A 16157-nucleotide genomic window follows, 5' to 3' on the forward strand; every position below is an offset into this window, starting at 1 on the left:
GCCGGGACAACTGCCGATATCAGGACACGGATATGCAGGCAGGCAAAAAAGCCTATGCCGGCCGATGCATCAGCGGCCAGCGTGCAGCGCAGCATCGATTTTACCGCATCCCTACAGCATCGGTAGACTGGAAGGCTCCCGGCCGAGCGGGAATACCTTTCCAATATCAGCCAGTTCGGCCGCGCTGAGCGTCAATGCACTCGCCGCCGCGTTGTCCGCCGCATGGGCGGCCGAAGACGCCTTCGGAATTGCGAAGACCGTTGGCTGACGGATCAGGAAAGCCAGCGCCACCTGCCGCGGCGTGGCCAGATGGGCATCGGCGATCTGCTGCAGGATTTTGCCGCCCGGCGAGCGCATCGACGGGAAATCATTATGACCGAACGGCGAATAGGCCACGACGGCGACGCCATGGCTCTCGCACCACGGGATCACGCGGTGTTCGATGGCGCGCTCCTGCAAATGATAGAGCACCTGATTGCAGGCGATGGCGCCCTTGCCTGCGAGTTTCGACAGCTCGTTGAGATCGTCGACATCGAAATTGCTGACGCCCCAGGAGGCAATCTTGCCGGCCGCCTTCAACTCTCCGAAGGCGGCGACAGTCTCGGCGAGCGGAACCTGACCGCGCCAGTGCAGCAGGTAGCAATCGAGCCGATCAGTCCCCAGCCGCTTCAGCGAGCGCTCGCAGGCGGCGATGGTGCCCTTCCGCGATGCGTTGCTCGGCAGCACCTTGGAGACCAGGAACACCTCGTCGCGACGGCGGGCGATGGCCTCTGCAATCACGAGTTCCGCGTCACCATACATTTCGGCCGTGTCGATATGGCTCATGCCGGCATCGAGGCCGGCCTGCAGCGCCCTGACCGCCGCAGCGCGGTCACTGTGGTCGATATACCAGGTGCCCTGCCCGATGACTGAGACGTCGCGCTTGGTTTGGCCGAATGGATTGTGTCGCATGGTGCGCCTCCGCCTCCCGCGGCAATGAGGCACACGGGAGTGGACTTTAGCGCATCAATTCAGAGGAGTCAGTGGCTGATCATCCACGGCCGCGCTGTCGGGAAGCTCTTGGCGCCCGAGCGGGTCTGCTTCACCAGTCGCGACGGCTTCTTGCCGGAACAGCAGCCGCAACCGGCCCCGTGCGACGCCTTGTACTCCGCCGATGTCTTCGGCGCATTGCGGCTGCGCTCGTTGGTGGCGTGGGCCTTGCGCTTGTCGGAGGGCATGCAGAAGAATGCCGGCGCGGTCAGGATCACACGCGGTGCCTGTGTCGCGCAATGCGGGCAGTCCTGCGGGTCATCGCATTCAGCCATCGGCCGCATGTCGGTGAACGGGCCGCAATCGTCGCAGAGATATTCATAGACCGGCATGGCGGATATCCGTCGTTGAACCGCTGGCCTCTCCACGTCATTGCGAGGAGCGAAGCGACGCGGCAATCCAGAAAACCACAAACGAAGGAAGAACTGGATTGCTTCGCTCCGCTCGCAATGACGAAAGAAAAAGGGCCGCGGGGCCGTGACTAGAGCCCCGCAGCCGAGTTGACCGCGCTACTTGTCCGGCGAGAGCGGCATCTGGATGTCGCCCTTGATGTGCTTGATCGGGCCCGCCGACGACGGATTGATGTCGAAGTCGAAGATCTGCGTCGGCAGCCACAGTGTGGCGCAGGCATTGGGCACGTCGACGACGCCGGAGATGTGGCCCTGCACCGGCGCGGTGCCGAGGATCGAATAGGCCTGCGCGCCGGAATAGCCGAACTTCTTCAGATATTCGATGGCATTCAGACAGGCCTGACGATAGGCGATATGCACGTCGAGATAATGCTGCTTGCCCTGCTCGTCGACAGAGATGCCTTCGAAGATCAGGAAGTCGTTGTAGTTCGGCGTCATCGGTGACGGCTTGAACACGGGGTTCTTGATGCCGTATTTCGACACGCCGTCCTTGATGACATCGACCTTGATGTGGAGCCAGCCGGCCATCTCGATGGCGCCGCAGAAGGTGATTTCGCCGTCGCCCTGCGAGAAGTGCAGGTCGCCCATGGAGAGACCGCCGCCAGGGACGTAGACCGGGAAATAGACCTTCGAGCCGCGCGACAGATCCTTGATGTCGCAATTGCCGCCATGCTCGCGCGGCGGCACGGTGCGCGCGCCTTCGGCCGCAGCCTTCTCCTTCGCCTCGCCCTTCAGCCGGCCCATATGGGCAGTCGGGCCGAACGGCGGATTGGCAAGGCCGGGCACGCGGGTCGGGTTCGTCGCGATCAGCGCGGTCTCGCGCTCGTTCCAGGTGGCGAGCAGTTTCGGATCTGGCAGACAGCCGATCAGACCGGGATGGATGAGGCCGGCGAAATTCACGCCCGGGATATGGCGCGACGAGGTGTACATGCCCTTGAAGTCCCAGATCGACTTCTGCGCTTCCGGGAAATGATCCGTCAGGAAACCGCCGCCATTCTGCTTGGAGAAGAAGCCGTTGAAGCCCCAGAGACTATCCTTCATCGGGCCGACATCGAGCAGGTCGACCACGAGCAGGTCGCCGGGCTCCGCACCCTTGACGCCGATCGGGCCGGACAGGAAGTGCACAATCGACAAATCGATATCGCGCACGTCGTCGGCGCTGTCGTTGTTCTTGATGAAGCCGCCGGTCCAGTCATAGGTCTCGACGATGAAATCATCGCCGGGATTGACCCATGCGACCATGGGAATGTCCGAATGCCAGCGGTTGTGAATCATGTCGTTGTCGTAGGCCGATTGCGTAAGGTCGACCTTGATCAGTGTATCTGGCATTCAATGCTCCCCTTCGGTTACTGGTCTTGGTGGTTGGACGCGTGGTGAATTAGACGGACAGGTACTTGGCGATCTGCGCGGCATCGATGCCCTCGCGGGCTTCGTCGCGAACGATCTCACCGTTCTCGATCACCAGCACGCGGTCGGCGACGTCGAGCGCGAAACTCAGCACCTGTTCGGAGACGATGATCGACAGACCCTTGGTGTCGCGGATATGTTTCAGCGTGCGGGCCATGTCCTTGATGATCGACGGCTGGATGCCTTCGGTGGGTTCATCCAGCAGCAGCACCTTCGGCTTGGTGGCGAGCGCCCGCGCAATGGCAAGCTGCTGCTGTTGGCCGCCGGAGAGGTTGCCGCCGCGGCGCCCCTTCATTTCCAGCAGCACCGGGAACAGCTCATAGAGATCGCCGGGCACTTCCTTCTCGCCGGAGGCGACAAGGCCGGTCTCGATATTCTCCTTCACCGTCATGTGGGAGAAGATCATGCGGCCCTGCGGCACGTAAGCGAGACCGCGCGCGACGCGCTCATAGCTCTTCAGCGCACCGAGCTCCTTGCCTTCCATGGTCACCGAGCCCGACTTGGTCGGCACGATTCCCATGAGGGATTTCATTAGCGTGGTCTTGCCCATGCCGTTGCGGCCCATGATGGCCACGATTTCGTTGGGCTGCACCGAGACATTCAGGCCATGCAGGACTTCGCTCTGGCCGTAAGCGACGTGGAGATCGTTGATCGCGAGCATGATGATCTCCTCAATGACCCAGATAGACTTCGATGACCTTGGGATCGTTCTGGACCTTCTCCATGGTGCCTTCGGACAGGATCTGTCCCTGATGCAGCACGGTCACCTTGTGGGCGATGTCCTCGACGAATTTCATGTCGTGCTCGATCACCAGCACCGAGCGGTTCTTGATGATCGTATTGAGCAGCTCCGCCGTCTTGACGCGCTCGCTGACGCTCATGCCGGCGACGGGCTCGTCGAGCATCAGCAGGTCTGGATCCTGGATCAGCAGCATGCCGATCTCGAGCCACTGCTTCTGGCCGTGCGAGAGCACATCGGCATACATGTTGAGACGATCCTTCAGGAAGATCATCTCGGCGACCTCTTCGACGCGCTCGCGCACCGCGGCATCGCGCTTGAACATCAGCGAGCCGAACACCGAGCGCCCGCGCGGATAGGAAATCTCCAGGTTCTCGAAGACCGTCAAATCGTCGTAAACCGACGGCGTCTGGAATTTGCGGCCGACGCCGGCCTGCACGATCTGGTTTTCCTTCAGCTTGGTCAGCTCCGTTCCGCGAAACTGCACCGACCCCGAGGTGGCTTTGGTCTTGCCGCAGATCAGATCGAGCACCGTGGTCTTGCCGGCGCCGTTGGGGCCAATAATGACGCGGATCTCGTTCTCCTCCACATAGAAGGAGAGATCATTGACCGCCTTGAAGCCGTCGAAGGAAACGGTGAGCCCTTCGACCGCGAGCAAAAACTCTTTGGGCTGATGTCCGATGAGCATGATGTCCCCTTACTCGGCCGGTGCGCCGTCAGCGGCGGATTTGATGGCCCAGGCTTTTCGCGTCTTCGACGTGCGTAGTGCGATCAGCCGATCGACGTGACGCTGCACGTGGTCGCGCCAGATGCCGGACAGGCCATTGGGGAAGAACAGCACCACGGCGATGAACAACCCGCCGAGGCCGAACAGCCAGAGCTCGGGGAAGGATTCCGACAGCATCGTCTTGGCGTAGTTTACCAGCAGCGTGCCGTAGACCGCGCCGAAGATGGACATGCGGCCGCCAACCGCCGTGTAGATCACCATTTCGATGGACGGCACGATGCCGACGAAGGACGGCGACATGAAGCCGATCTGCAGCGTGAACATGGCGCCGCCGATCGCCGCGAACATCGCCGCGGCACAGAAGGCAAAGATCTTGAAATTGGCCACGCTGTAGCCGGAGAAGCGGACCCGGTCTTCCTGTTCGCGCATCGCCACCAGAATGCGGCCGAGCTTGGTCAGCCGGATGAACTGCGCGGTGACGATACAGGCGAACAGCACGAAGACTTCGAAGAAGTAGAGGATGACCTTGGCGTGATCGGTACGGATATCCCATCCGTTCAGCGTGCGCAGGTCGGTCATGCCGTTGATGCCGCCGGTATAGCCCTGCTGGCCGATGATCAGAATGGTTGCGATCGCCGCGATGGCCTGGGTGATAATGGCGAAATAGACGCCGCCGACACGCCGCTTGAACATCGCCGCGCCAATGATGAAGGCCAGCAGCGTGGGCACCACGAGAATGGCGATGATGGTCAGCGTCAGCGAGTGAAACGGCTTCCAGAACATTGGCAGCGCCGTGATCTGGTTCCAGTCCATGAAATCCGGAATGCCGGGGGTCGACTGGATCTTGGTGTTGGCGACGCTGGAGGCTTCCAGCTTCAGGAACATCGCCATGCAGTAGCCGCCGAGGCCGAAGAATACGCCCTGCCCGAGGCTCAGAATGCCGCCGTAACCCCAGCACATCACGAGGCCCAAGGCGACGAAGGCATAGGTCAGATATTTGGCGACGAGGTTGAGACGAAACACATCGAGAAACAGCGGCAGAATGACTGCGAGCAGCAGCAGCAGCGACAGGAAACCGAGAAGCTCCGAGCGGTTGAAGAAGCGTGAATTGATCATGGTGATGATGCCCTGCTCTGTCTGTACTGCGCGCTTACTTGCGGACCTTGAGGGCGAACAGGCCCTGCGGCCGGATCATGAGGATCGCGACGATGGTGAGCAGCGTCAGCACCTTGGCCATAGAACCGGACATGAAGAACTCCATGGTCGACTGCGCCTGAGAGATGGTGAAGGCCGAGGCGATGGTGCCGAACAGACTGGCCGCACCGCCGAACACCACGACGAGGAACGTGTCGACGATGTAGAGCTGGCCGGAGGTCGGGCCGGTCGAACCGATCATGGTGAAGGCGGAGCCCGCGATCCCCGCGATCCCGCAGCCGAGGCCGAAGGTGTAGCGGTCGACCTTCTCGGTATTGATGCCGACGGCGCCAGCCATCACACGGTTCTGCACCACGGCGCGAACCTGACGGCCCCAACGCGACTTGTACATGATGTAGGCGACCACCATGGTGATCCCCAGCGTCAGCACCATCACGAAGATGCCGTTGATCGGCACTTCGATCGTATCGGTGACCTGCTTGGAGCCCATCATCCATTGCGGCAGTTCGACACCGACTTCGCGCGCCCCGAACACCGAGCGATAGGCCTGCTGCAAGATCAGGCTGAGGCCCCAGGTCGCCAGCAGCGTGTCGAGCGGGCGCTTGTAGAGATGCCGTATCAGCCCCCATTCGACCAGCATGCCCAGCGCACCGGAGGCGATGAAGGCGAGGATCATGGCGACGAAGAAGTAGCCGGAGAACAGTGACGGCAGGTGCGACTGGAAGAAGCTCGACGTCAGCCAGGTAACGTAGGCGCCGAGGATCATGAATTCGCCATGCGCCATGTTGATGACGCCCATCTGCCCGAAGATGATTGCGAGGCCGAGTGCCATCAGCACATAGACCGAGAACAGGATCAGGCCGGCAAAGCCCTGCATTGCAAAGATGGCGCCAAGGTCGCCAATCGAATAGTCGCCGAACATCGATCCGTCCTCCGTCAGGGAAAGGGTCCCGCGCCGCGCGATGAGACGCGACGCGGGGTTGTCGTGCGCGGATAGGTCGTCCGCGCCAGGGAGAAGCTGCGCGGAGGCACGCTCCGCGCTTGAGGAGGAAGGCTTACTGGTAGCCCTTGGGGAACGGATCCGGCTCGATCAGTTCGGGCGTCTCGTAGACGACCTTGAACTGGCCATCGAGCTGGGCCTGGCCGACGCGGGCCTTGGACCACAGATGGTGGTTCGGATGGATCTTGACGTAGCCTTCCGGCGCCTTGGTGAATTCGATACCGGCAGACGCAGGTGCGATCCTGTCGATATCGAAGGAGCCGGCCTTTTCGACCGTCATTTTCCAGAGCCACGGGCCGAGATAGGCGGCCTGCGTCACGTCGCCGATCACGGTCTTCTCACCCCACATCTTCTTGAAGGCGGCGACGAATTCCTTGTTGTTCGGATTATCCAGCGACTGGAAGTACTTCATACAGGCATAGGCGCCCGCGATGTTCTCGCCGCCGATACCGTCGATCTCGTCCTCGGTGACCGAGATGGTCAGCATGGTCTGCTTCGACAGGTCGATACCGGCCGCCTTGAGCTGCTTGTAGAAGGCGACGTTAGAGCCGCCGACCACTGCCGCATAGATCACGTCCGGCTTGGTCAGCTTGATCTTGTTGATCACCGAGTTGAACTGGGTGTGGCCGAGCGGGAAGTATTCTTCGCCCGACACCTTGCCGCCGAGCTTGCCCTCGATGTGCTTGCGGGCGATCTTCATCGATGTGCGCGGCCAGATATAGTCCGAGCCGATCAGATAGAAGCTCTTGCCGTTCTTGGTCTTGGAGACCCAGTCGAGGCCGGCGAGGATCTGCTGGGTGGCTTCCTGACCGGTGTAGATGACATTCTTGGACTGCTCGAGGCCTTCATAGAAGGTCGGGTAGTAGAGCATGCCATTGTACTGCTCCATGACCGGCAGCACCGCCTTGCGGGAGGCCGAGGTCCAGCAGCCCATGATGGCAGCGACCTTGTCGTTGACCAGCAGCTTCTTGGCCTTTTCAGCGAAGGTCGGCCAGTCCGAGGCACCGTCTTCCTGGATGAACTTGATCTTGCGGCCGAGCACGCCGCCCATGGCGTTGATCTGGTCGATGGCGAGCTTTTCAGCCTGAACCGAGCCGGTTTCCGAGATCGCCATCGTACCGGTGACGGAATGCAGAATGCCGACGGTGACTTCCGTATCGGTAACCGCAAGCCCGGTGGTATTGATGGCCGAGGTGGCCGGCGCCTGCGCAAAAGATGTGCGCGGAAGCAGCGACATTGCCGGCAAAGCCGCCATGCCCATCAGCAGTTTACGCCGCAATGGCGAGTGCAAGCCCGGTTTCTTCTCGTCTGACATTTCAACCCCACTGGTTCGAGTACGCCTATTGGTGAGGCAAGCATTGCTGAACTTGTGCGGTGCACGGATACGCGAGATCGCGTATACTGCACCGCAAAATGCCGACGTAGGTTTTTGCATCACGCAAACATGCGTAGTTTGACAGGGTCAGGAGCGGAGTAGTGGCAGGGCGGCAGCGTATCGACCGCGTGAGACGCCAGTACAATCAATGGGTCGCCAACCAGACCCTGGAGGATTACGCACTCCGCTTTACGGCGAAGAGCGCCAGGCGCTGGTCCGCCGCGCGGGTCGCCAACACGGCATTAGGCGCCATTTCGTTTCTCGCCCTCGAGGCCATCGGCGGCACCATCACCATCAATTACGGCATGACCAACGCCACGGCAGCGATCCTGGTGGTCAGCGTCATCATCTTCTGCTGCGGATTGCCGATCGCGTATTATGCCGCAAAATGCGGCATTGATATCGATCTCCTCACCCGCGGTGCCGGTTTCGGCTATATCGGCTCGACTGTCACCTCGCTAATTTATGCGTCTTTCACCTTCATCTTCTTCGCCATCGAGGCGGTCATTCTCGCCTCGGCGCTGGAGATGTGTTTCGATATTCCGCGCCCCATCGGCTACCTGATATCGGCCGTGGTCATCATCCCGCTGGTGACCCATGGCATCACGCTAATCAGCCGTTTTCAGCTCTGGACCCAGCCAATCTGGCTGGTGCTCAACCTGTTGCCTTTCGCAGCCATCGCCTATGCCAGCCGCGATTCCTTCGTGGCCTGGACCAAATTTCCGGGCGACCACGGCAGCGCCGCCGGTCATCTCGATCTCCTGCTGTTTGGCACGGCCGCTTCGGTCGTATTTTCGCTGGTCGCGCAGATCGGCGAACAGGTCGACTTCCTGCGCTTCCTGCCGCGCGACCGCCGCAGCTCGCGTGCGAGCTGGTGGGTGGCGCTGCTGTGCGCGGGCCCGGGCTGGATCATTGTCGGTGCGATCAAGCTGCTGGCCGGTTCGTTCCTCGCCTATTTCGCACTGACCCATGGCGTTTCGGCCGAGCACGCCGCCGAGCCCGCGCATATGTATCTCGAAGCGTTTCGCTATGTGCTGTCGCAGCCTGATCTGGCGCTGGCTTTGACAGGAACCTTCGTGATCCTGTCGCAGCTCAAGATCAACGTCACCAACGCCTATGCGGGCTCCATCGCCTGGTCGAACTTCTTCTCTCGCCTCACCCATAGCCATCCCGGCCGCGTCGTCTGGCTGGTGTTCAATGTGCTGGTCGCGCTGCTGCTGATGGAAATCGGCGTCTACAAGGCGCTGGAGCAGACGCTGGCGCTGTACTCGAACGTGGCGATTGCATGGGTCGGCGCGCTGGTCGCCGATCTGGTCATCAACAAGCCGCTCGGGCTGCGTCCGCAGCAGATGGAGTTCAAGCGCGCACATCTCTACGACATCAACCCGGTCGGCGTCGGCGCCATGCTGGCCGCCACCGTGATGTCGGTCAGCGCCTTCTACGGCCTGTTCGGCCCCACAGCCAAGGCACTGTCGCCGTTCGTAGCCTTGCTTACCGCGCTTGTGACCGCCCCCATCATCGCCTTCGCGACTGGCGGAAAATATTACATCGCCCGCAAGCCGAAGCGCGCCTGGCAGAACATGGCAGCGATCCAGTGCTGTATCTGCGAACATTCGTTCGAGCCCGAGGACATGGCGCATTGCCCGGCCTATGCCGGCCCGATCTGCTCACTGTGCTGCTCGCTCGATGCGCGTTGCCACGATCTCTGCAAGCCTCATGCGCGGATCGACGCACAGATGTCGGCGACGTTCGGCAAATTGCTGCCCGAGCCGATCCTGGCCCGGCTCAATTCGCAGCTCGGCCATTATCTTGGCGTGTTCATGATCGCTGCCGGCCTTGTCGGCCTGACGCTGGGACTGATCTATCTGCAGACCTCCGCCGCATCGCCGGGAGACAGTGCGCAGGTCTCGGAAGTGCTGTGGAAAGTGTTCTTCGCGCTGGCGATCATCATCGGCGTGGTGGCATGGCTATTCGTGCTGGCCAAGCAAAGCCGCCGCGCGGCTGAAGCCGAGACCAAGCGGCAGACCACCCTGCTGATGCAGGAAATCGACGCGCACAAGCGCACCGACGCCGAATTGCAGCGCGCCAAGGAAGTCGCCGAATCCGCCAATCTCGCCAAGAGCCGCTATGTGGTCGGCCTCAGCCACGAGCTGCGATCGCCGCTCAATGCGATCAGCGGCTACGCACAATTGCTGGAGCAGGATGAGAGCCTGCAGACCCGCCCGCGCGATCAGGTCCGCGTGGTGAAACGCAGCGCCGATCATCTCTCCGGCCTGATCGACGGCATTCTCGATATTTCCAAGATCGAGGCCGGGCGCCTGTATCTGTCGCGCGACGAAGTGCGCCTCACCGACTTCCTCGATCAGCTCGTCGGCATGTTCCGCCTGCAGGCCGCAGCCAAGGGCATCGACTTCGTGTTCCGGCGGCCGAACATCCTGCCGACCGTGGTTTATGCCGATGAGAAGCGGTTGCGGCAGATCCTGATCAACCTGCTCTCCAACGCCATCAAGTTCACGCAGGCCGGCAGTGTCCAGTTCGTGATCCATTATCGCAGCCCGGTCGCCGAATTCGAGATCATCGATACCGGACCCGGCATTCGTCCCGACGATCTCGAACGCATCTTCGCGCCCTTCGAACGCGGCGCGCTTGGCGCTGCGCAGCCCCATACGGGCACAGGTTTGGGTCTCACGATTTCCAAACTGCTCGCCGGCGTGATGGGCGGCGACATCCGCGTTAGCAGCGAGGTTGGCACCGGCAGCACCTTCCGCGTCAAGATGCTGCTCTCCGAAGTAACGAACCCCACGCGCATCGCGCCGGTGGACGCGCCGATCTACGGCTATCACGGCGCGCGCAAGACCATTCTGGTCACCGACGACGATCCGACGCAGCGCGACCTCTTGCGTCAGGTGCTGACGCCGCTGGGCTTCATTCTTCTGAGCGCGCCCGATGGCCAGGCCTGCCTCAGCCTCGCCCAGCATTGCCGCCCGGACCTGTTCCTGCTGGATATTTCCATGGCCGGTATGGACGGCTGGACCGTCGCGGAGAAGCTACGGTCGTCGGGCCACCATCAAGCGCGTATCCTGATGGTCTCGGCCAGTGCGCTGGAAGCCCATGGCACGCCGCTCGCCCAGCCATTCCATGACGGCTACCTGATGAAGCCGATCGAACTGCCGCGCCTGCTCGAACAGATCGGACAACTCCTGAAGATCGAATGGCAATACGAACGCGACGAAGTGGCACCGCTGCCGCAATGGACGCCGAATAGCGGCACACGGCCACCCGTGCATCATGTAGAGGAACTCATTAGCCTCGGGCAGATGGGGCACATTCGCGCCATCCAGTTGAAGCTCGACGAGATCGGCAATGAACACCCCGAACATGCCGACTTCGTCGCCCAAATGCGTTCGCTGATCGACCGCTTCGACCTCGATCAATACATGGCCACCTTGAAGACGCTGTACACCTATGACCACTGAATCCAAAAAGCGCGACGTCGCACTGGTGGTCGATGACTCGCCGGAAACATTGCGGCTACTGACCGACGCGCTCGATGGCGCCGGCATGACCGTGATGGTGGCCATGGATGGCGCCGCCGCCATGCGCATTGTCGAGCAGATCACGCCGGACATCATCCTGCTGGATGCCGTCATGCCGGGAATCGACGGCTTCGAAACCTGTCGCCGGCTGAAGCGCGACGCGGGCCTCGGCGACGTGCCCGTGATTTTCATGACCGGGCTGTCCGAGACCGAACACATCGTGCGCGGACTCGAGGCCGGCGGCGTCGATTACGTCACCAAGCCGATCATCATCGAGGAAATGCTGGCGCGGATCCGCGTGCATCTCGCCAATGCGCGGCTGACGCAGAGTGCGCGCACCGCGCTCGATGTCTCCGGACGCTTCCTCCTTGCCGTGAGCAACAAGGGCAATATCCTCTGGGCCACACCGCAGGCGCAGAAATTGCTCAGCGATCACCTGATCGCCGCCCCCAATGATGAATTGCTGCTGCCACCGGTCATGATGCAGTGGCTTGAGCAGATGCAGCGGCCGGGCGCCAAACCGGCACCGTCATCGGGCTTTCCGAGCAACGAGCTGCTGCGTCTGCAATATATGGGGAAAGTCGGCTCCGACGAATTCCTGCTGCGGTTGGCCAAGGAAAACGCGCCGACTGCTCCCGCCGAATTCAGCAAGGAGCTTGGCCTCACCGGCCGCGAGGGCGAGGTGCTGTCCTGGCTCAGCAAGGGCAAGAGCAACCGCGATATCGCGCAGATACTCGGCCTCTCACCGCGCACCGTCGACAAGCATCTCGAGCAGATCTACGCTAAACTTGGCGTCGAGAACCGTACCGCGGCTGCGGCAATTGCGGTGAATGCGAGCCACAGACGGCAATAGCTTCAACCCGTCATTCGGATAGTTCGGCTCCCTCTTCAATTGATTTCATGCTGCGCTGCACGAGCGGCATCGCCGCGCATGCCGATGCGGGCGTATTCACATATTCGCCATTGACAAACCTTTTCGCCAATATCTAATTTGTTGAAAAACAGAGAATGACTGGCCCGACACGAGGCCGCATTGGGGAGAGAAACAGATGACACGCCAGTTCCTGGTGCGCGCAGCCGCGCTCACGCTTTGGACATCCACCGCCTCCGCTCAGGTCTCCGACGACGTCGTTCGCATCGGTGTTCTCACCGATCTATCAAGCTGGGGGCGCGACAACAGCGGCCCTGGATCGGTTGAAGCCGCGAAGATGGCGCTCGAGGAATTCGGCCCGACAGTGCTCGGCAAACCGATCGAGATCATCAGCGCCGATCATCAGATGAAGTCTGACGTCGGCATCCAGATCGCGCGCAACTGGTTCGACGCCGGCAAGGTCGATGCCGTTGTCGATATCCCGAACTCCGCTATCGCCATCGCGGTTCATAATCTGGCGAAGGACCGCAACAAGATCGCACTGCTGTCCGGCCCCGGCGCAAGCACGCTCACGGATGAACTGTGCAGCCCCAACACGGTCCACTTCACCTACGACACCTACGCGCTTGCGAAGGTGACGGCCTCTGCTGTGGTCGCCGGCGGTGGAAAGTCATGGTTCTTCATCACGGCCGACTACGCCTTCGGCAATCAGCTTGAACAGGACGCGACGCGCTTCATCAAGGCGAGCGGCGGCACCGTGCTGGGCGGCGTTCGTCATCCGACCAACACCGCCGACTTCTCATCCTTTGCGCTGCAGGCGCAGAACTCGAAGGCCGAAGTGGTAGCCTTCGCCAATGCCGGCCAGGACACTGACAATTCGATCAAGCAATCCGGTGAATTCGGCCTCGTGAAGGGCGGCCAGAAACTGGTCGGCCTGCTGATGTTCGACACCGACGTTCACGCAATCGGACTCGAGGCTGCCCAAGGCACCTATCTCACGACAGCATCGTACTGGAACATGGACGACAAGACGCGCGCCTGGTCGAAGAAGTTCTTCGCACGTACCAAGGTGATGCCGACCATGATCCAGACCGGAGTTTATGGCTCGGTGCTGCACTATCTCCAGGCCATCAAGGCTGTCGGCACCGACGATCCGGCCAAGGTGATGGCCAAGATGCGCGAACTGCCCATCGAGGACACCTTCGTGCATGGCGGCAAGCTGCGCGAGGACGGCCGCGTCATCCGCGACATGTATCTGGCCCGCGTCAAGAAGCCATCGGAATCCAAAGAACCTTGGGACTATCTCGACATCGTCAAGACCGTGAAGGGCGATGACGCGTTCCGGCCCATCTCTGAATCGAAATGCCCATTACTGAAGAAGTAAGGTCTCATGGCTGCTGATCCCAAAGCGAATATTGAGCTCTATGAATGCGACGTACTCGTCGCCGGCTCCGGCTGCTCCGGCATGTCGGCGGCGATTACCGCCAAACATAGCGGGCTCGATGTACTGATCGTCGAAAAGGAGCCGCGGTTCGGTGGCACGACCGCGCGCTCCGGAGGCTGGCTCTGGATTCCCGGCACATCGCTGGCGCGCGCCTGGGGCATCAATGAAGGCCCTGGCGAGGCGCGCACCTATCTGCGCCACGAGGCCGGCAACAGTTACGACGCCGCACGCGTCGATGCGTTTCTCGCCGCAGGGCCCGAAGCGATTGATTTCTTCACAAGCAAGACGGCGGTGCGCTTCGATATGCCGCTGACTTTTCCCGACTACGATGCGGAGGCGCCCGGCGGCAAGCAGGGCGGCCGTTCCATGGTAGCGCGGCCGTTCGACGGCCGTGAGCTCGGCGAACATATCAAAGATATCGGCGCACCCCTGCCCGAACTGACGGTGTTTGGCATCATGCTTGGCTCCGGCAAGGACATCATCCATTTCATGCGCGCGACCAAGTCGCTGACCTCGGCGGTCTATGTGGCCAAGCGGCTGTCGAAGCACTTCATGAACGTGCTGCGCTATGGCCGCGGCATGACACTGACCAACGGCAACGCACTCGCCGGCCGGCTCGCCAAATCCGCCTTCGACCTCAAGATCCCGCTCTGGCTATCGTCCCCGGTGCGTGAACTGATCATCGAGAACGGCGCGGTCCGCGGCGCGATCATCGAGCGCAACGGCAAGCGCATCCGCATCTTCGCACGCCGCGGCGTGGTGCTCGCATGCGGCGGCTTCCCGCACGACATCGAAAGGCGCAAGGCGATGTTTCCGCATGCGCCGACCGGCCGAGAGCACTACTCGCCCGGCCCGACCGGCAATACCGGCGACGGTCTTCGTCTTGCCGAGTCCGTGGGCGGCCGTGTCGAGGATTCATTGCCGAATGCCGCTGCCTGGGTGCCGGTCTCGGTCACCCATCGCAAGGACGGCAGCAAGGGTGTGATGCCGCACTTCATCGACCGCGCCAAACCAGGCGTGATCGCCGTGATGCGCGACGGCGCCCGCTTCGCCAATGAAGGCAACTCCTATCACGCCTTCGTCCAGCAGATGATGAAGGCAGCGAAGCCCGGCGAGGAAATCGCGGCCTGGCTCGTTTGCGATCACCGCGCCTTGCGCCAATACGGGCTCGGCGCCGTACCGCCCTTCCCGATGCCGATCGGCCAGTATCTGAATTCGGGCTATCTCATCAAGGGTAACACGCTCGAAGAGCTTGCCAGCAAGGCCGGCATCGACGCCAGCGGCTTTGTCACCACTGTCGCGCAATTCAACACCGCCGCCGCCGAAGGCCGCGATCCCACTTATGGCAAGGGCTCACGCGCCTATAATCGCTATCAGGGCGACGCCAATCATGGGCCGAACCCCTGCGTCGCGCCAATCGAGCAGGGGCCGTTCTATGCCATCAAGATGGTGATCGGCGATCTCGGCACTTATGCCGGCATCAGAACCGATGCGCAGGCACGCGCACTCGATGCCGGCGGTCAGGTCATCAACGGCCTCTATGCGGCCGGCAACGACATGGCGAGCATCATGGGCGGCAATTATCCCGGCGCGGGTATCACCCTCGGCCCCGCGCTCACCTTCGGCTATATCGCTGGCCGCCACCTCGCCGGCACACCGGTAAAGGCGGCATGATGGCTAGCTTCGCACCCGATCTGCTGAAGGATCAATTGGCGCTTGTCACCGGCGCTGCCGCTGGCAACGGTCGTGCGATTGCGCTGGGTCTGGCTGCACATGGCGCCGATGTCGTTGTCACCGACATCGACCGCGACGGTGTTGCGCGCACCGCGAACGATATTGCGGCCACAGGGCGGCGATCGTGGCATCATCATCTCGATGTCACGGATGTCGATGCCTGCCGACAGCTCGCACAGACTCTCAAAGCGAGTGCGGGCAACATCTCGATCCTCGTCAACAATGCCGGCATCATCATTCGCGAAGGTATCGATTCCGAACGCGCGGTGGAGAACTGGCGGCGCGTGCTCGACGTCAATCTCAATGGCGTATTCAATGTCACCCACACGTTTCTACCGGCATTGCGCGCGCGACGCGGCAGCGTGATCAATCTTGGCTCCATCGCCTCTTTCGTCGGGGTCGCCGATACGCTCGGCTATTCGCCGTCCAAGGGCGGCGTGAAGCTTCTTACGCAGGCGCTGGCGCGCGAAGTAGCCAAAGACGGCGTGCGCGTCAACGCCATTGCGCCCGGCGTGATCGAGACGGCCATGACCGAAGCGACACGCAACGATCCCGCACGATTGGCGGGCTTCCTCGGCCGCACGCCGCTAGGCCGCGTCGGCCAACCCGATGAGCTGATTGGCCCCGTGGTCTTCCTCGCTTCTCCCATGGCGTCCTATGTCACCGGCACAACCTTGCCAGTGGATGGAGGCTTCCTGGCCGTGTAGTGTCTGCGGCACTGGTTTGGGGC

14 protein-coding genes are annotated in these 16157 nt (G+C 61.7%); 5 read left to right on the forward strand and 9 right to left on the reverse strand.

Annotation, left to right across the window (positions count from 1 at the left end; genetic code table 11):
• Positions 1–111 precede the first annotated feature (111 nt).
• The 8 genes from AB8A50_RS12745 to urtA form a co-directional block, all read right to left on the reverse strand.
• Positions 112–951, reverse strand: coding sequence for an aldo/keto reductase (locus tag AB8A50_RS12745; protein WP_439077865.1), 840 nt, complete (start codon positions 949–951; stop codon positions 112–114).
• A 68-nt stretch (positions 952–1019) separates the two neighbouring features.
• Positions 1020–1361 carry an FmdB family zinc ribbon protein gene (locus tag AB8A50_RS12750; RefSeq protein ID WP_068735531.1) on the reverse strand — a complete coding sequence of 114 codons (342 nt, stop codon included), beginning with the start codon at positions 1359–1361 and terminating at the stop codon, positions 1020–1022.
• Positions 1362–1538: 177 nt separating this feature from the next.
• Positions 1539–2768: a formamidase gene (fmdA, locus tag AB8A50_RS12755; protein ID WP_093756657.1), complete on the reverse strand. Its 1230-nt coding sequence runs from the start codon at positions 2766–2768 to the stop codon at positions 1539–1541.
• 49 nt (positions 2769–2817) lie between these two features.
• Positions 2818–3507 (reverse strand): urea ABC transporter ATP-binding subunit UrtE, encoded by a 690-nt coding sequence (urtE, locus tag AB8A50_RS12760; protein ID WP_068735526.1) that lies wholly within the window; start codon positions 3505–3507, stop codon positions 2818–2820.
• A 10-nt stretch (positions 3508–3517) separates the two neighbouring features.
• Entirely contained in the window at positions 3518–4273 is a 756-nt protein-coding gene (gene urtD, locus AB8A50_RS12765; RefSeq protein ID WP_068735525.1) for an urea ABC transporter ATP-binding protein UrtD, read from the reverse strand.
• Between the two features lie 9 nt (positions 4274–4282).
• Positions 4283–5428: an urea ABC transporter permease subunit UrtC gene (gene urtC, locus AB8A50_RS12770; RefSeq protein ID WP_439077866.1), complete on the reverse strand. Its 1146-nt coding sequence runs from the start codon at positions 5426–5428 to the stop codon at positions 4283–4285.
• Positions 5429–5462: 34 nt separating this feature from the next.
• Positions 5463–6389, reverse strand: coding sequence for an urea ABC transporter permease subunit UrtB (gene urtB / locus AB8A50_RS12775; RefSeq protein ID WP_089265233.1), 927 nt, complete (start codon positions 6387–6389; stop codon positions 5463–5465).
• Positions 6390–6522: 133 nt separating this feature from the next.
• Positions 6523–7782, reverse strand: a complete 1260-nt coding sequence (gene urtA, locus AB8A50_RS12780; protein WP_439077867.1) for an urea ABC transporter substrate-binding protein — start codon at positions 7780–7782, stop codon at positions 6523–6525.
• A 161-nt stretch (positions 7783–7943) separates the two neighbouring features.
• Here urtA and AB8A50_RS12785 point away from each other — a divergent pair, with 161 nt between their 5' ends.
• Both AB8A50_RS12785 and AB8A50_RS12790 read left to right on the forward strand, forming a co-directional pair.
• The gene (locus AB8A50_RS12785; protein ID WP_439077868.1) at positions 7944–11318 is read left to right on the forward strand and encodes a hybrid sensor histidine kinase/response regulator; all 3375 of its coding nucleotides are present in this window, start codon (positions 7944–7946) and stop codon (positions 11316–11318) included.
• Positions 11308–12231, forward strand: coding sequence for a response regulator (locus tag AB8A50_RS12790; RefSeq protein WP_089265236.1), 924 nt, complete (start codon positions 11308–11310; stop codon positions 12229–12231). Before AB8A50_RS12785 ends, AB8A50_RS12790 begins: the two co-directional genes overlap by 11 nt.
• Positions 12232–12266: 35 nt before the next feature.
• On the opposite strand, the gene AB8A50_RS12795 is transcribed toward AB8A50_RS12790, so the two are convergent.
• Entirely contained in the window at positions 12267–12434 is a 168-nt protein-coding gene (locus AB8A50_RS12795) for a hypothetical protein (RefSeq protein WP_439077869.1), read from the reverse strand.
• Between AB8A50_RS12795 and AB8A50_RS12800 the strand changes: the two genes are divergently transcribed.
• The 3 genes from AB8A50_RS12800 to AB8A50_RS12810 are packed head-to-tail and all read left to right on the forward strand — an operon-like array spanning position 12428 to position 16134.
• Positions 12428–13633: an ABC transporter substrate-binding protein gene (locus AB8A50_RS12800; RefSeq protein WP_439077870.1), complete on the forward strand. Its 1206-nt coding sequence runs from the start codon at positions 12428–12430 to the stop codon at positions 13631–13633. The two genes, AB8A50_RS12795 and AB8A50_RS12800, sit on opposite strands and share 7 nt — an antisense overlap.
• A gap of 6 nt (positions 13634–13639) precedes the next feature.
• The gene (locus tag AB8A50_RS12805; RefSeq protein ID WP_439077871.1) at positions 13640–15367 is read left to right on the forward strand and encodes an FAD-dependent oxidoreductase; all 1728 of its coding nucleotides are present in this window, start codon (positions 13640–13642) and stop codon (positions 15365–15367) included.
• Positions 15367–16134 carry an SDR family NAD(P)-dependent oxidoreductase gene (locus tag AB8A50_RS12810; protein WP_439077872.1) on the forward strand — a complete coding sequence of 256 codons (768 nt, stop codon included), beginning with the start codon at positions 15367–15369 and terminating at the stop codon, positions 16132–16134. Before AB8A50_RS12805 ends, AB8A50_RS12810 begins: the two co-directional genes overlap by 1 nt.
• Positions 16135–16157 lie beyond the last annotated feature (23 nt).

The organism is Tardiphaga sp. 841_E9_N1_2, assembly GCF_051811065.1.
Classification (GTDB): Bacteria; Pseudomonadota; Alphaproteobacteria; order Rhizobiales; family Xanthobacteraceae; genus Tardiphaga; species Tardiphaga robiniae.

Excerpts from the sequence above, each read along its gene's own strand:
- AB8A50_RS12745 (WP_439077865.1), bottom strand. The coding sequence starts at position 951 with ATGCGACACAATCCATTCGGCCAAACCAAGCGCGACGTCTCAGTCATC.
- AB8A50_RS12750 (WP_068735531.1), bottom strand. The coding sequence starts at position 1,361 with ATGCCGGTCTATGAATATCTCTGCGACGATTGCGGCCCGTTCACCGAC.
- fmdA (WP_093756657.1), bottom strand. The coding sequence starts at position 2,768 with ATGCCAGATACACTGATCAAGGTCGACCTTACGCAATCGGCCTACGAC.
- urtE (WP_068735526.1), bottom strand. The coding sequence starts at position 3,507 with ATGCTCGCGATCAACGATCTCCACGTCGCTTACGGCCAGAGCGAAGTC.
- urtD (WP_068735525.1), bottom strand. The coding sequence starts at position 4,273 with ATGCTCATCGGACATCAGCCCAAAGAGTTTTTGCTCGCGGTCGAAGGG.
- urtC (WP_439077866.1), bottom strand. The coding sequence starts at position 5,428 with ATGATCAATTCACGCTTCTTCAACCGCTCGGAGCTTCTCGGTTTCCTG.
- urtB (WP_089265233.1), bottom strand. The coding sequence starts at position 6,389 with ATGTTCGGCGACTATTCGATTGGCGACCTTGGCGCCATCTTTGCAATG.
- urtA (WP_439077867.1), bottom strand. The coding sequence starts at position 7,782 with ATGTCAGACGAGAAGAAACCGGGCTTGCACTCGCCATTGCGGCGTAAA.
- AB8A50_RS12790 (WP_089265236.1), top strand. The coding sequence starts at position 11,308 with ATGACCACTGAATCCAAAAAGCGCGACGTCGCACTGGTGGTCGATGAC.
- AB8A50_RS12800 (WP_439077870.1), top strand. The coding sequence starts at position 12,428 with ATGACACGCCAGTTCCTGGTGCGCGCAGCCGCGCTCACGCTTTGGACA.
- AB8A50_RS12805 (WP_439077871.1), top strand. The coding sequence starts at position 13,640 with ATGGCTGCTGATCCCAAAGCGAATATTGAGCTCTATGAATGCGACGTA.
- AB8A50_RS12810 (WP_439077872.1), top strand. The coding sequence starts at position 15,367 with ATGGCTAGCTTCGCACCCGATCTGCTGAAGGATCAATTGGCGCTTGTC.